The organism is Salmonella sp. SJTUF14076 (assembly GCF_015534835.1).
In the GTDB taxonomy this organism is placed as follows: Bacteria; Pseudomonadota; Gammaproteobacteria; order Enterobacterales; family Enterobacteriaceae; genus Salmonella; species Salmonella enterica.
In genome coordinates, this window is sequence record NZ_CP064674.1 from 1,646,970 (window position 1) to 1,661,036 (window position 14,067).

General features: G+C 53.3%; 13 protein-coding genes and 1 pseudogene. 11 read left to right on the top strand and 3 right to left on the bottom strand.

The features are described from left to right. Window positions 1–3 precede the first annotated feature (3 nt). Genes HU143_RS07875 through HU143_RS07900 form a run of 6 tightly spaced genes read left to right on the top strand, consistent with a single transcriptional unit; the run spans window position 4 to window position 4,948 of the window. Window positions 4–741 carry a heme ABC transporter permease gene (locus tag HU143_RS07875; RefSeq protein WP_000266003.1) on the top strand — a complete coding sequence of 246 codons (738 nt, stop codon included), beginning with the start codon at window positions 4–6 and terminating at the stop codon, window positions 739–741. Next, complete coding sequence (gene ccmD, locus HU143_RS07880) at window positions 738–950, top strand: heme exporter protein CcmD (protein ID WP_000074110.1); 213 nt, start codon at window positions 738–740, stop codon at window positions 948–950. Before HU143_RS07875 ends, ccmD begins: the two co-directional genes overlap by 4 nt. Then, window positions 947–1,426, top strand: coding sequence for a cytochrome c maturation protein CcmE (ccmE, locus tag HU143_RS07885; protein WP_001053607.1), 480 nt, complete (start codon window positions 947–949; stop codon window positions 1,424–1,426). The genes ccmD and ccmE overlap by 4 nt, the downstream gene beginning before the upstream one ends. Beyond that, window positions 1,423–3,354 (top strand): heme lyase CcmF/NrfE family subunit, encoded by a 1,932-nt coding sequence (locus tag HU143_RS07890; protein ID WP_023227704.1) that lies wholly within the window; start codon window positions 1,423–1,425, stop codon window positions 3,352–3,354. Before ccmE ends, HU143_RS07890 begins: the two co-directional genes overlap by 4 nt. Then, the gene (gene dsbE, locus HU143_RS07895; RefSeq protein ID WP_000828293.1) at window positions 3,351–3,908 is read left to right on the top strand and encodes a thiol:disulfide interchange protein DsbE; all 558 of its coding nucleotides are present in this window, start codon (window positions 3,351–3,353) and stop codon (window positions 3,906–3,908) included. Before HU143_RS07890 ends, dsbE begins: the two co-directional genes overlap by 4 nt. Continuing rightward, the gene (locus HU143_RS07900) at window positions 3,905–4,948 is read left to right on the top strand and encodes a cytochrome c-type biogenesis protein CcmH (RefSeq protein ID WP_023227703.1); all 1,044 of its coding nucleotides are present in this window, start codon (window positions 3,905–3,907) and stop codon (window positions 4,946–4,948) included. The genes dsbE and HU143_RS07900 overlap by 4 nt, the downstream gene beginning before the upstream one ends. 43 nt (window positions 4,949–4,991) lie before the next feature. On the opposite strand, the gene narP is transcribed toward HU143_RS07900, so the two are convergent. Continuing rightward, window positions 4,992–5,639 (bottom strand): nitrate/nitrite response regulator protein NarP, encoded by a 648-nt coding sequence (gene narP / locus HU143_RS07905; RefSeq protein WP_001115498.1) that lies wholly within the window; start codon window positions 5,637–5,639, stop codon window positions 4,992–4,994. A gap of 729 nt (window positions 5,640–6,368) precedes the next feature. Here narP and pagL point away from each other — a divergent pair. Continuing rightward, window positions 6,369–6,932: a lipid A 3-O-deacylase PagL gene (pagL, locus tag HU143_RS07910; RefSeq protein ID WP_000281877.1), complete on the top strand. Its 564-nt coding sequence runs from the start codon at window positions 6,369–6,371 to the stop codon at window positions 6,930–6,932. A gap of 191 nt (window positions 6,933–7,123) precedes the next feature. Here pagL and HU143_RS07915 read toward each other — a convergent pair whose 3' ends face one another. Next, window positions 7,124–7,327 (bottom strand): DinI-like family protein, encoded by a 204-nt coding sequence (locus HU143_RS07915; RefSeq protein ID WP_023227109.1) that lies wholly within the window; start codon window positions 7,325–7,327, stop codon window positions 7,124–7,126. Next, window positions 7,321–7,398, bottom strand: a pseudogene (locus tag HU143_RS24470) (hypothetical protein); the annotation flags it as partial. The pseudogene HU143_RS24470 and the gene HU143_RS07915, both read right to left, overlap by 7 nt. Before the next feature lie 265 nt (window positions 7,399–7,663). Between HU143_RS24470 and HU143_RS07920 the strand changes: the two are divergent. The 4 genes from HU143_RS07920 (at window position 7,664) to HU143_RS07930 (ending at window position 14,035) form a co-directional block, all read left to right on the top strand. After that, window positions 7,664–8,383, top strand: a complete 720-nt coding sequence (locus tag HU143_RS07920) for an MbcA/ParS/Xre antitoxin family protein (RefSeq protein ID WP_223228908.1) — start codon at window positions 7,664–7,666, stop codon at window positions 8,381–8,383. Next, the gene (locus HU143_RS07925) at window positions 8,376–9,056 is read left to right on the top strand and encodes an RES family NAD+ phosphorylase (protein ID WP_000342600.1); all 681 of its coding nucleotides are present in this window, start codon (window positions 8,376–8,378) and stop codon (window positions 9,054–9,056) included. The genes HU143_RS07920 and HU143_RS07925 overlap by 8 nt, the downstream gene beginning before the upstream one ends. A gap of 408 nt (window positions 9,057–9,464) precedes the next feature. After that, window positions 9,465–9,959: a hypothetical protein gene (locus tag HU143_RS24475; RefSeq protein ID WP_181143423.1), complete on the top strand. Its 495-nt coding sequence runs from the start codon at window positions 9,465–9,467 to the stop codon at window positions 9,957–9,959. 5 nt (window positions 9,960–9,964) lie between these two features. Next, window positions 9,965–14,035: an AAA family ATPase gene (locus HU143_RS07930; RefSeq protein ID WP_223541551.1), complete on the top strand. Its 4,071-nt coding sequence runs from the start codon at window positions 9,965–9,967 to the stop codon at window positions 14,033–14,035. The last annotated feature ends 32 nt before the right edge of the window (window positions 14,036–14,067 follow it).

Below are 14,067 nucleotides of genomic sequence, written 5' to 3' on the forward strand. Positions count from 1 at the left end.
ACTATGTGGAAAACCCTTCATCAGCTGGCGGCGCCGCCACGGCTGTATCAGATTTGCGGCAGGCTTGTGCCGTGGCTGGCGGCGGCCGGCATCATCGCGCTGGCCACCGGCTGGGTCCGGGGCTTTGGTTTCGCCCCGGCGGACTACCAGCAGGGGGAGAGCTACCGCATTATGTACCTGCATGTCCCGGCGGCCATCTGGTCGATGGGTATCTATGCGGCGATGGCGGTGGCGGCGTTCACCGGGCTGGTCTGGCAGATGAAAATGGCCAGCCTTGCCGTCGCGGCGATGGCGCCGGTGGGGGCGGTGTACACCTTCATCGCGCTGGTCACCGGCGCGGCGTGGGGCAAACCGATGTGGGGCACCTGGTGGGTGTGGGACGCGCGCCTGACCTCGGAGCTGGTGCTGCTGTTTCTCTACGCCGGGGTCATCGCCCTGTGGCACGCCTTTGACGACCGTAAAATGGCCGGGCGCGCGGCGGGCATTCTGGTGCTGGTCGGCGTGGTGAACCTGCCGGTTATCCACTATTCCGTCGAGTGGTGGAACACCCTGCACCAGGGCTCGACGCGGATGCAGCAGAGTATCGACCCGGCGATGCGCTCGCCGCTGCGCTGGGCCATCGCCGGCTTCCTGCTGCTCTTTATGACGCTGTCGCTGATGCGGATGCGCAACCTGATTTTACTGATGGAAAAACGCCGCCCGTGGGTGAGCGAACTGATACTGAAAAGGGGGCACCGGTGAGTCCGGCATTTTCATCGTGGAGCGATTTTTTCGCCATGGGCGGGTACGCCTTTTTTGTCTGGCTGGCGGTGGCGATGACCGTGGCGCCGCTGGCGCTGCTGGCGCTGCACACGGTGCTGCAGCGCCGGGCCATTCTGCGCGGCGTGGCGCAGCAGCGGGCGCGCGAGGCGCGGATGCGTGCCGCACAGGCGCAACAGGAGGCCGCGTGAACCTGCGACGTAAAAACCGGCTATGGGTGGTCTGCGCGGTGCTGGCGGGCCTGGCGCTGACTACCGCCCTGGTCCTGTACGCGCTGCGCGCGAATATCGACCTGTTCTATACCCCCGGCGAAATCCTCTACGGCAAGCGCGAGACGCAGCAGCTGCCGGCGGTGGGCCAGCGCCTGCGCGTCGGCGGGATGGTGATGCCCGGCAGCGTCAGGCGCGACCCGGACTCGCTGAAGGTGAACTTCAGCCTCTACGACGCCGAAGGGTCGGTGACGGTGAGCTATGAGGGGATACTGCCGGACCTGTTCCGCGAGGGGCAGGGGGTGGTGGTGCAGGGCACCCTGGAGAAGGGCAACCACGTCCTGGCGCACGAGGTGCTGGCCAAACATGACGAGAACTACACCCCGCCGGAAGTGGAAAAGGCGATGCAGGAAAACCACCGCCGCCCGCAACGCGCTGATAAGGACACCTCATCATGATGCCTGAATACGGCCACGCGCTGCTGTGCCTGGCGCTCGGCGTGGCGCTGCTGCTGTCCGTTTACCCGCAGTGGGGCGTGGCGCGCGGCGACGCGCGGATGATGGCGTCGGCCGGGGTGTTCGCCTGGCTGCTGTTCATCTGCGTGGCGGGCGCGTTTTTCGTGCTGGTGCACGCCTTTGTGGTTAACGACTTCACCGTGGCCTATGTCGCCGGCAACTCGAACACGCAGCTGCCGGTGTGGTACCGGGTGGCCGCCACCTGGGGGGCGCACGAGGGCTCGCTGCTGCTGTGGGTGCTGCTGATGAGCGGCTGGACCCTGGCGGTGGCGGTGTTCAGCCGGCGGGTGCCGGCGGATATCGTCGCCCGGGTGCTGGCGGTGATGGGGATGGTCTGCGCCGGTTTTCTGGCGTTCATCTTGTTCACCTCCGGCCCGTTCGCCCGCACGCTGCCGGCCTTTCCGGTGGAGGGGCGCGACCTGAACCCGCTGCTGCAGGACCCGGGGCTGATTTTCCACCCGCCGCTGCTGTACATGGGCTATGTCGGCTTCTCGGTGGCCTTCGCCTTCGCCATCGCCGCGCTGCTGAGCGGGCGTCTGGACAGCGCGTTCACCCGTTTTGCCCGCCCGTGGACGCTGGCGGCGTGGGTGTTCCTGACGCTGGGCATCGTGCTCGGCTCGGCGTGGGCCTACTACGAGCTGGGCTGGGGCGGCTGGTGGTTCTGGGACCCGGTGGAGAACGCCTCCTTTATGCCGTGGCTGGCGGGTACCGCCCTGCTGCACTCGCTGGCGGTCACCGAACAGCGCGCCGGCTTCAAGGCGTGGACGCTGCTGCTGTCCATCTGCGCCTTCTCGCTGTGCCTGCTGGGCACCTTCCTGGTGCGCTCCGGGGTGCTGGTGTCGGTGCACGCCTTCGCCTCCGACCCGGCGCGCGGAATGTTTATCCTCGCCTTTATGGTGCTGGTCACCGGCGGCTCGCTGCTGCTGTTCGCCGTGCGCGGGCACAGGGTGCGTTCGCGGGTGAACAACGCGCTGTGGTCGCGCGAGTCGCTGCTGCTCGGCAACAACGTCCTGCTGATGGCCGCCATGCTGGTGGTGCTGCTGGGCACCCTGCTGCCGCTGGTGCACAAACAGCTGGGGCTGGGCAGCATTTCGGTGGGGGAGCCGTTCTTTAACACCATGTTCACCTGGCTGATGGTCCCCTTTGCCCTGCTGCTGGGGGTGGGGCCGCTGGTGCGCTGGGGCCGGGACCGGCCGCGTAACATCAGGAAACTGCTGCTCACCGCCCTGGTCTCCACCCTGGTGCTGTCGGTACTTTTGCCATGGCTGCTGGAAGATAGAATCATCGCCATGACGGCGGTGGGGATGGCGATGGCCTGCTGGATTGCGGTGCTGGCGGTGGCCGAAGCCGTACAGCGCGTGTCCCGCGGCACGAAAACCTCTCTCAGCTACTGGGGAATGGTGGCGGCGCACCTCGGGCTGGCGGTGACGATTACCGGCATCGCCTTCAGCCAGAATTACAGCGTGGAGCGTGACGTGCGGATGCGGGCGGGCGACAGCGTGACCATTCACGACTACCGCTTCACCTTCCGGGAGGTGCGGGACATCACCGGGCCCAACTACCGCGGCGGGGTGGCCCTCATCGGGGTGACGCGCCACGGCGAGCCGGAGGCGGTGCTGCACGCGGAGAAACGGCTCTACAACACCAGCCGGATGGTGATGACCGAGGCGGCGATTGACGGCGGGCTGACCCGCGACCTGTACGCCGCGCTCGGGGAGGAGCTGGACAACGGCGCGTGGGCCGTGCGCCTGTACTACAAACCGTTTGTCCGCTGGATATGGGCCGGGGGGCTGCTGATGGCGCTGGGCGGGCTGCTGTGCCTGGCGGACCCGCGCTACCGCCGCCGTAAACCATTGCCGGAGGCCGGATGAAACGCAACGTACTGTTATTACCGCTGCTGATTTTTCTGCTGATTGCCGCGGCGCTGCTGTGGCAGCTGGCGCGCAACGCGCAGGGGGATGACCCGACGAATCTCGAATCGGCGCTGACCGGGAAGCCGGTGCCGGCGTTCCGCCTGGAATCGCTGGAGACACCGGGTCAGTACTATGAGGCGGAGGTGCTGACGCAGGGGAAACCGGTGCTGCTTAACGTCTGGGCCACCTGGTGCCCGACCTGCCGCGCCGAACATCAGTACCTGAACCAGCTTTCTGCGCAGGGTATCCGGGTGGTCGGGCTGAACTATAAGGACGACCGGGCGAAGGCGGTGGCCTGGTTAAAAGAACTGGGCAACCCGTATGCGCTGAGTTTATCGGACAGCGACGGGATGCTGGGGCTGGACCTGGGCGTGTACGGCGCGCCGGAAACCTTCCTCATCGACGGCAGGGGGATTATCCGCTACCGCCATGCGGGCGATTTGAATGCCCGGGTATGGGAAAGTGAACTGAAACCGCTGTGGGACAGATACAGCCGGGAGGCGGCGCAATGAGACTGTTACCGGGCATGGTGATGCTGATGCTGGTGCTGGTTATCTCCGGGTCAGCGCGGGCGACCACCGACGTGATGCCGTTTAAAGATGAAGCGCAGGAGCAGCAGTTCCGCCAGCTCACGGAGCAGCTGCGCTGCCCGAAATGCCAGAACAACAGCATTGCGGACTCGAACGCGATGATAGCCACCGACATGCGCCGCAGGGTGTATGACCTGATGCAGGAGGGGAAGAGCCGCCAGGAAATCATCGATTACATGGTGGCGCGCTACGGCAACTTCGTCACCTACGACCCGCCGCTGACCCCGCTGACGGTGCTGCTGTGGGTGCTGCCGCTGGCCGCCATCGTGGCGGGCGGGTGGATAATCGTCGCCCGGACGCGCCGGCGGGTGCGCCTGCGCCGGGAGCCGCTGCCGGCGGACACCCCGGTTTGCGGCGCGCGCGCCGGGTGGGGCGTTTACGTGCCGGGGGCCGTCATTGCGCTGGCGGTCGGCGCCGGCAGCTACGCCCTGACCGGTGGCTATCCGCAGGTGAGGGCCTGGCAGCAGGCAACGGCGCAGACGCCCGGGCTGCTGGCGCGGGCGCTGGATCCGCAGGCGCAGCCGCTGAATGAGGAGGAGATGGCGCGGCTGGCGCTGGGGCTGCGCACCCGCCTGCAGAATGATGCCGGCAATGTTGAGGGCTGGCTCATGCTGGGGCGCACCGGTATGGTACTGGGTAATGCCGGTACCGCCACCGGGGCGTATGCGAACGCTTACCGTCTGGACCCGAAAAACCGCGATGCGGCGCTGGGCTACGCGGAGGCGCTGACGCGCTCGTCCGACCCGGAGGATAACCGCCGCGGCGGGGAGCTGCTGCGTCAGCTGGTGAGCCGCGACCACACGGATATCCGGGTGTTAAGCCTGTATGCGTTTAACGCCTTTGAGCAGCAGCGCTTTGGCGAGGCGGTGGCGGCCTGGGAGATGATGCTGAAGTTACTGCCGGCGGGTGACGCCCGGCGGGCGGTGATAGAGCGCAGTATCCGGCTGGCGCAGGAGAAATAAGACCCTGACGGCCCGGTGGCGCGGCGCCATCGGGCCTGGCTTGTTACTGCATTCCGCGTGTTTGTAAAAATAGAATGGTCGCCGCGACGCGCGAGCGCACGTTTAGCTTGCGAAGTAGATTACGAATGTGCACCTTAACCGTCTGCTCAGAAATATTCAGTACTGACGCAATCTGTTTGTTAGAAAGCCCCTGCGCCAGCTCATGCAAGACATCTAACTCTCGTTCGGTCAGGATACTAAAGGGATCTTCCTGCGCGCCAAACCGTTCGCGCTCACGCAGATATTCATTGACCCGATCGCTAAAGACTTTACCGCCGTTAGCGCCTTTGCGAATGGCCTCCAGCAGCACCTCCGGATCGCTATCTTTGAGCAGATAACCGTCGGCGCCGGCGTCGATCAGCGCGTAGATGTCGCTAGCGGAATCCGAGACGGTAAGAATAATAATTTGCGCCGTCACACCATCCCGGCGTAGCGCGTTCAGGGTATCTAACCCGCTCAGACCTTTCATATTCAGATCCAGCAGGATCAGATCGGGCTCAATGCGATTCGCCAGATCGATCGCACTCGCCCCGTCACCCGCTTCGGCAACGACATGAAAAGCCGGGTCCAGTTCCAGTAATTGACGAATACCTCGCCGCATAAGTGGATGGTCGTCCACAATAAGCACCTGAAAAGGTGTTACTTCAGGCATGCTGTATCTCCTGAGTTTTATTAGAATGATTATTGTTTTCAGCGCGGAAATCGTCCAGATTTGCCACATTGTCAAGCGCGTAAATTTTACCCTAATTAGTGCATGGGTAAGTAGTAAAACCTGTGACAGGCGAGTAATTAGCTGAACGATAGAAAGGATAAAACAACCCGTTGTGAGAGAAAACAGAATACTCCCTGAAGTTGAATACTGGTCTGGACGCTTTTTTCGGACAATGTGACATAACAGAAGTGTGGCATATGTTGCTGCGCCCTTGCACCCGTAAGTCCAGACTATCTTTACTGGCAGGAAATTCCTTATTAAAAGTCATAGCGTCTAAAGCTTGTCATTATTAACAAATTATTTTAACTGAATTTATTTATGGTTTTATTAATGTCAATGATATACATCTGAGCAGAACGAATAAACCGCGACATCTGTTAAATTAAATATTAAGTCAATAGCAGAGGTATTTTTATGCGATAAAGAGATTCTGACGATATTCTTATCATAAATGAAAATGTGGTCAGAAATGAGTGTCATTCACTTATAACTTATCCTGGATGTGCCTGAACAACACTCGCGGCGTTTTGAGCACCCGTTGGGGCGACTCAAGGGGAGAACGTAGTGTGGATGCTATATCAGCCGTTTCTGTGAGCGTAAGCGTGGCGTAGAAAATTTTAAATATGTTAGCCGGTTAAAAATAACTATTGACATTGAAATGGTGGTGGAGTGTATATGAAGAGAATATTTATATATCTATTATTACCTTGTGCATTCGCATGTTCTGCTAATGATAATGTTTTTTTTGGCAAGGGCAACAAGCATCAGATCTCTTTTGCTGCGGGAGAAAGTATAAGAAGAGGAGGGGTTGAGCACTTATATACGGCTTTTCTGACATACAGTGAACCCAGCGATTTTTTCTTTTTACAGGCAAGAAATAATCTGGAGTTAGGAGGATTTAAGGCTAAGGGTAGCGATGATTGCAGTAAACATTCTGGCAGCGTTCCCTGCAATAAATATAACCAGGGCGTATTGGGTATCTCGAAGGATGTGGCGCTGGTTCATTTCGCTGGTATCTATACTGGTATTGGTCTGGGGGCTTATATAAAATCTAAGTCGCGAGATGATATGCGTGTCAATTCTGCATTTACCTTTGGAGAAAAAGCGTTTCTTGGCTGGAACTTTGGGGCTTTTTCTACAGAAGCTTATATCCGGCATTTCTCGAATGGATCACTTACGGATAAAAATTCAGGGCATAATTTTGTAGGTGCTTCAATTAGTTATAATTTCTGAAGTTGAATAACAATTAGCGAGTTGCTGGCTGAAGGAGTAATTAATCACCGTACGTTGTCTACAAAACGTGTTGTGAATAGCCGATCGTTATCGACCCTATGGCGACAGGGAGGCTAATTGTTAGCGACAAAGGCGTGGTAGGCCGTTTACCTTACCAGAACGTTTTATTATTGCTGCGACAGATTGCTTACTCATTTACCTGCCACTGCAAACATTTCTTCCAGCATAGGGTGTAGATGCGCTTTTTCTGTTTTAGTACAAAAATGGTTTACGTTATTTGCCTGCATTGACTTTACGTTGACCACTGCACGGGAAAGGTGTCCGATCAGTTTATGCAAAATCAGTTCATGCAAAATAACGTCTCTGGCATCAGCTAACTTTTTAATTGTAGGCATAAAAAAACCAGCCCTGAGAGGCTGGTTTTTAAGGGGAATTTTGGTCGGCACGAGAGGAGCGGAACTAGTGCTCTAACCTGCTAGTTTTACAAGCAATTTGTTCTGTTCAGAGAATGGCGATTTGCCTAAAAATTAGCCTGTAAGGATCGCTTGGTGAATTTGTGATGTTCATCGCTTATTTGCGGCCTGTTAATTCCATGCTGCCACGCACAGCACTGCCCACCTCTTGTCAACTCCTCTGTTAGCGGTAAAAGAGCAAATTTTGTTCATATCAGGTGACAATCCTATCTGCCGTTATATAATGAATATAACCAATATATCCATAATGAGGAGGGGATGATGGCAGTGAAAGGTAACACCGTGCGCCGTGACGAATCCTTCTTTGACATTAAAACCGTCAACGGCGATGAACTGCATACTCTGACTACGCGCGCTGATTCGGAGTATTTGGTCATTGATTTAGGGAGCATCAGCGAACGTCATACAGGGTTTGACGAAACTCTTAAAGTTGCGATGAATGCTGCGGTAAATGCGGTTATCGCCTCAATGGGGATTGTGGTCCCTGGCGTAAGGGCACGGAAAGCAGCAGGCGCACCGAAAGTAGTGAAATCGGCGGGTGAAGCCGTGACTCAAGCCGATAAGCAGGGGCGAGCAGAACGTAATGCGCAGCGTCGTGAAGCGCTTAATACCCGCATTCTTGCTGATTCTGAGTGGCTGTCAGCAAAAGAGCTCTCAGAGAAAGCGCAGTTCAAAAACACCAACCCCAGCGCCGGGCCTAATCGCTGGAAGTCTGCCGGGCGGATATTTGCTATACAGATTAATGGAAAAGACAAATATCCGGGATATGCTCTGGATGAAGGCTATCGTCCTGTGCCCGTCGTTAAACAGATTATCTCCGTATTTGGCGAGAAAAAAACGCCCTGGGGACTGGCCATCTGGTTCGGTTCGGCAAATAGCTGGCTGGGAGGTAAAAAGCCAAAAGATGTACTGAAAACAATGCCAGGTCAGGTGCTGCAGGCGGCGCAGGCCGAGCTGGATGGAGGGGCGCATGGATGATCCTGATGATAAGGGGCTGATTGAACGAAAAGTACCGGCCCCGAAGGAAAACCTTACCGCTAATTTTGCGAGCTGGGCTGCCGGAAAACCGATTTACCGGATCCATTCATCCAGATTCACCGCGACGCAGTTTAATCCAGGTCTGGGAAGCGCTCGTTTCAGCCCAATGAGCAATGGCGTGCCGACGCTGTATGGCGGCGTCAGCACCGGCGTGGTGATTATGGAAACCCTTTTTCACGATCTGCCCGTAGATTCTGCTGGCGTTCCTTTTGATTTAGGCAGGCTGGAAGGAAAGGTGCATTCCGTCGTTAAGCCTGTTCTGGATCTGAACTTGGTCGATTTGAATCCTAAAACGTTACGGAAGATGGGCGTGAAGCGATCGGAGCTTCTTGATTCTCCGGCAGAGCAGTATGTATTCACGCAGGAATATTCTGTCGCTATCTATAACGCGCACCCGGATGCGCACGGGTTGCAGTGGTCATCTCGGCAACATGGCGGCACAGCTCTGATGTTATTTGGCGATCGGGTAACGCCGGAACAACTGACGGTTGAAACGGAGTCTGAGCCTGTTCTGGCGTCAGAGAGTATTCTGGCGTTGATTGAGGAGGAGGCGGATCAACTTGGCATTGTTTTGATCGAGCCTTATGGTGGTGATGAACCGGGGGAAATGTAACGAATTGGTGTTTTCCTTATTCGTGACATCCGGTCATTCGTACCATGTCGACAGCTTGCTGTTATAAGTATTTTGATGTAATCAAGGATATTGCAGCAGGCTTCTTCCAACATAGTAAATGTTTTTATCTGCTAACGTGTCAGAAGTTTGAAAAATTTTTTGCAAGTGTGTTGTCATGGTAGTTTCCTCATTGTGCGGTTGTTACATTAACTGACTGATAAGGTGTATGTAATTACTGATCCACTACTTCTTTGCTAAAGCAGACCTTCAATGATACAAAGCGCAATCGCTTAATTTTTAACGCACTAGCGCAGCCTATCTTGGGCGCATATCATAATCAAAAATATTGGCGCTGCTAATGTTAGTGTGGATGAGGGAAGAAATGCCCTCCCGAAGGGAGAAAAGTTGATGAGTATTGCAGGCATACGTTCCAATCGTGGAGATGGTTACCAGACACTGGTAGCCTTTGATTGGGCGTTGACAGTACTATCCGACCAGGATTTTCAATGGATTGAAATCGACTCGATAAGTTATCTCGTTGATGATGTAGTTATTGGCAAAATCGACGGAAATATAATCGCTTGTCAGTGCAAAAAGAATCAAACCGATTTCAAGGCTTGGACGATAGCTGACCTTGGAGATGAACTAGATAAAGCCTCCCTTCTACTGGCTGAGAACCCAAAGGTGAATGTCCGATTCTATTCCCGAAATAACTTTGGCGACCTTGCAAAACTTAAAGAGCACAGTTCATCTCAACCAGACGAAGGCAGTTACCAACAAAGTTTAGGTAAGGCGCAGCGGTTGCTGGATGACGCCTTGTCAAAACAACTGGCAAAAATTGCCCCCAGCCTTTCAACTTTTGAATTCCTGAGTCGAACCAATTTCGTGCCAGCGACGATTTAGATCGGATGGAAGCATTGTTACGCGAACGTTTACGAAACTTGGTGAGCAATACTGACTCTGCCTTCAATGCTCTCTGGATGAAACTCGACCAACTAGGCGCACGCATGGATGGCAGTAGATCATCTACAGCGGTTCAGCATCGCCTAACCAAACACGATCTTCGGAACATTATCCAACAGTCTGGGTCAACACTGGCTCCTCCCATGGATCTTGTAGGGATACGCCATTCTTTTTCCAGTACTTCTGCTATTGGTAGGTCTTGGCGTCGAGACATTGCGGGGCTGCGTATTACCAGCCCAATTGTGAATGAGATTCTTGCCGCCATTGATGTGCGAAAAAGATCTATCCTGCTTACAGGTCTCCCTGGTTCTGGGAAAACATGTGTAATGCTTGCATTGCAGGAGGCATTGGAAGAACGTGTAAAAACCTGTTCAAATATTGTACCTCTCTTTATTCAATCACGTGAGTTTGCTGACCTGGCTACGTCAGAAGAGCGTCAGGTTCAGGGACTATCGCAACAGTGGGTTGAGAAAGCTGCAAGGCTGGCTGAAGACGCTCATGTGGTAGTCGTTATTGATTCTTTAGATGTATTGTCCATTGCTCGTGAACATCGCGTACTGCAGTATTTTCTTGCACAGATCGATCGTCTGCTGTTGATCCCCAATATCACAGTTGTTACCGCCTGTCGCGACTTTGACAAACATTACGACAGACGGATTGCCGAACGGCATTGGGATTGTGAATTAAAGTGCCAGCCACTGGACTGGAATAATGAAATTGTGCCATTGCTTGATACGCTAGGGATTGCGACAGCCGCTATCGATGCTGATACGCGCGAGCTGATTCGCAATCCGCGTGAATTGGCACTATTTGTTGAACTGGCCCGAAGAGACGGCAGTTTCAACGTAGTGACCAGTCAGGCACTGGCGCAACGTTATCTGGATACTATTGTGCTTGCTGATAGCGACTTAGGGGATAATGCGATACAAGCGATTGAAGCTATTGCGTCAGAAATGCTGAAAATGCGAAGCCTGGTAGTACCGCATCAACGCTTTACTGCTTCTCCAGACATTCAGCGAAAACTTTGTAGCCTCAATGTATTGCAGGAAACTCAGGATGGGAAGCTGACCTTTGGTCATCAAACCCTTCTGGATGTGCTTGTCATAAGTCGAGCCATTCGTAATGGTGTCACATTGAACGAATTCATACGCGATTTACCACCTGTTCCATTTGTTCGTCCCAGCATCCGAAGTTTTATCGCTCAGTTGGCTCTGGGTGAGCGCCGCGAGTACAGAAAACAACTTAGAACCGTATTGACGGGTAATGCGGCCTTCCATATCAGACGTCTGGTAGCAGAATCGTTTGCTGAACAAAAACCGCAGAATGAAGACTGGTTATTGATACGAGAACTGCGAGAAAAAAACCGTGAAGTTTTTCAGGTAGTTTATGTCGCAGGCGGATCGATTGAGTGGCATCGTTTCTGGATCAATAATTTGGTTCCCTATTTAAAAGCGACCCGGGATGCTGAAGGCGTGGCGATGCATGTTCATCGTATTGCCCAATGGAGCAATATTGATACTGCTGGCGTGGTATCATTCTGGATAGAAGCGCTTACGCTGAACTGGTTTGATAGCAATGGAATTGCGGATCAGATAGCAATGCATCTCTCAGTCATTAAGGCTGAAAATTTATCAGTAGTTGTTCCATTGCTTATGCGATTACTTGATACGCCACTATCGGATTACAGCCCTCTTGGGGAGGTCATTGCTAATTGCGTGGCTGCTGGTGTGATAGGAGATACGTTACTTTGGCGTTATATTACGGATGGCCTTACAGGTGAGGATATACTGCAAAATAGATTCGATAATAAGCTGCGTTGCCAACCCCATGAATTTGGGAGTAAAAATGAAAATTTTCTCCAACAACGGATGGTGCAATCCAGTGCTTTGCTGGATTTAGCTGTAGAAGCAATAGAATATTGGAGTTATACCCAAGAATCACAATATGGCGCAACCCGTATAAGTTATCGTTATGGTTTCCTGGGGGAAACGTCATATGAAAATGTTCATAGTCAGCGGGATATACATCATGTGGACAGTATGAATATTCTTTTTGACGCAGTTGAAGCTGGTATTCTTTACAACGCAAAAATACACTCAAACTGGTGGCAAAAAAACTGTGAACGCCTTTGTTTCCATCATGAAGGCGCGTTGCTCTATTTTGGTATACTTGCCTGTACCCAATCGCCAGAAGCCAATATTGACCTGATAGGCCGCATGTTGTGTGACCGCAGTATGCTGGAGTTTGAACTTTCTTTTGAATTAGGTGGTTTGATACAGTCAATATTCACATTTCTTCCTTCCCCCAAACAAGATGCTGTGATGGCTAGCATTTTAAATATGTGGAAAGATGTTGCCGATAGTAATGATTTAAGGGTGATGAAATCGCAAGCCGAAGTGATTGTGTCGATTCCTTGCCACCTGCGTTCACTCGAAGCGCAGGCGGTGTTGGATACCTATGAGAAAAAAGCAGGAGTATTGATCCGTCAGCCTAAAATTCATTCTCATGGTGGCATTGTTAGAGCGCCATTCTCATTTGAGCTATTTCTTGGCATCAATGACGACGGAGTGTTGAAATTACTGGCGCATTATGAGGGCCATTCTGGTTGGGATTGGAATGATTTTTTGGTCGGCGGTGAGCGTGAGGTGGGCTGGCAATTACGAGAGGCCTCCTCTCGTCATCCTTCCCGATTTTTGGGCTTATTATCTAATCACTGGACGGACATACCTGAAAGTTTTCGTGATGATGTCATGAGTGGGGTTTCCACATATCTGGCCCATCGCTATGGCAACTTGAAGGCTGACGAAACATGGAATCCGCTCGAAGAACCTGATGCTTCCCTCCTGGCAAACCGGATCCTTGATGAACTGGAAAGACACCCAAGGTACTGGAGGCATCGACGCTCTACGGCTAAAGCCCTTGAAGCATGCTCGCATGTCATACATGACCCACGAAAAGCAGAGCAGCTTTTATTTTTAGCCATAGATTTCGTTGGGTTTCAGGAAGAGGATCCAATCAAGGGTGACTCTGTCGGTTTACTTGGCTTAGGACTCAATATGGCAAAAGGTGCCGTAGCCGAAGCTTTGATGATTCTCGCAGATAATTTTCTAGCGCAGGACAACGAATTCCCTGAGCTGCTGGCACCTACATTGCGCCGTTTCGCCCGTGACAAACATCCGGCGGTTCGCGCCATGATCTTACGCCGCTTACCCTATTTGCAAAGCAAATCTTTCGATTTCGGTTGGGATTTATTCCACCTCGTCATGCAGGATGCAGATGGACTTTGGAAAATTGCTGAGCGATGCCTTTATTATGCATACCACAGACATTTTGATGTCGTGGAGCCTTTATTAGCGCGCCTTCGCTGTGAAGGGCGTGGTAAAGATTTGGAAACTTGGGGACGCATTTCGGCTTTAGCAGCCATGACTCAACACGTTGAGTTTAATGAATTTCTAAACGACTTGAATGCTCTGGACACTACAGAAGCCTGGCATGGCGCAACCACCGTCTGGACAAACGCTGAAAACATGCGACAGCAAAGGGAACAGTGCTTTGCGGGTATTAAGGCGGGTTTAAATGCTGATGGCCGCCATGCCCTGGGAGTAGCGGGTGAGATGGCTCGCATTTTCCACTATAAAGGTGAAGTCGTTTTTGTTCCGATAGGATTGCTCAGTCGTTGTTTTTCAGTATTTGAAAACGCTGGCGATGGTGAGAAGAAACATCCTCGTTTCTTCGGGTTTATCGAATGGCTTAATGTAATTTCGCTACAAGACCCAGAATACGCTTTAGCTGCGACAGAAATCTACTTAGCCTATGTAGATCATAGCAAACAACGCTTATATGATCATAATGATAATCTCACCCAATTGATGACCAGGCTTTTTGCGGAAGCAGAAGAACGTGAGGAGTCTGATCGTGGTTCAATGCTACAACGCGTTGTGGCGATACAAGATACGCTACTTTCTTTGGGGGTTAAGGAGATAGCCGATTGGTTAAAAGCAGCGGAAAGGCCATAATTTCCATACACCATAATCTTGCTGCTTTATGC

Excerpts from the sequence above, each read along its gene's own strand:
- HU143_RS07890 (WP_023227704.1), top strand. The coding sequence starts at position 1,423 with ATGATGCCTGAATACGGCCACGCGCTGCTGTGCCTGGCGCTCGGCGTG.
- HU143_RS07925 (WP_000342600.1), top strand. The coding sequence starts at position 8,376 with ATGGATGATCCTGATGATAAGGGGCTGATTGAACGAAAAGTACCGGCC.
- HU143_RS24475 (WP_181143423.1), top strand. The coding sequence starts at position 9,465 with ATGAGTATTGCAGGCATACGTTCCAATCGTGGAGATGGTTACCAGACA.
- HU143_RS07900 (WP_023227703.1), top strand. The coding sequence starts at position 3,905 with ATGAGACTGTTACCGGGCATGGTGATGCTGATGCTGGTGCTGGTTATC.
- HU143_RS07915 (WP_023227109.1), bottom strand. The coding sequence starts at position 7,327 with ATGCCTACAATTAAAAAGTTAGCTGATGCCAGAGACGTTATTTTGCAT.
- HU143_RS07920 (WP_223228908.1), top strand. The coding sequence starts at position 7,664 with ATGATGGCAGTGAAAGGTAACACCGTGCGCCGTGACGAATCCTTCTTT.
- narP (WP_001115498.1), bottom strand. The coding sequence starts at position 5,639 with ATGCCTGAAGTAACACCTTTTCAGGTGCTTATTGTGGACGACCATCCA.
- HU143_RS07875 (WP_000266003.1), top strand. The coding sequence starts at position 4 with ATGTGGAAAACCCTTCATCAGCTGGCGGCGCCGCCACGGCTGTATCAG.
- HU143_RS07930 (WP_223541551.1), top strand. The coding sequence starts at position 9,965 with ATGGAAGCATTGTTACGCGAACGTTTACGAAACTTGGTGAGCAATACT.
- dsbE (WP_000828293.1), top strand. The coding sequence starts at position 3,351 with ATGAAACGCAACGTACTGTTATTACCGCTGCTGATTTTTCTGCTGATT.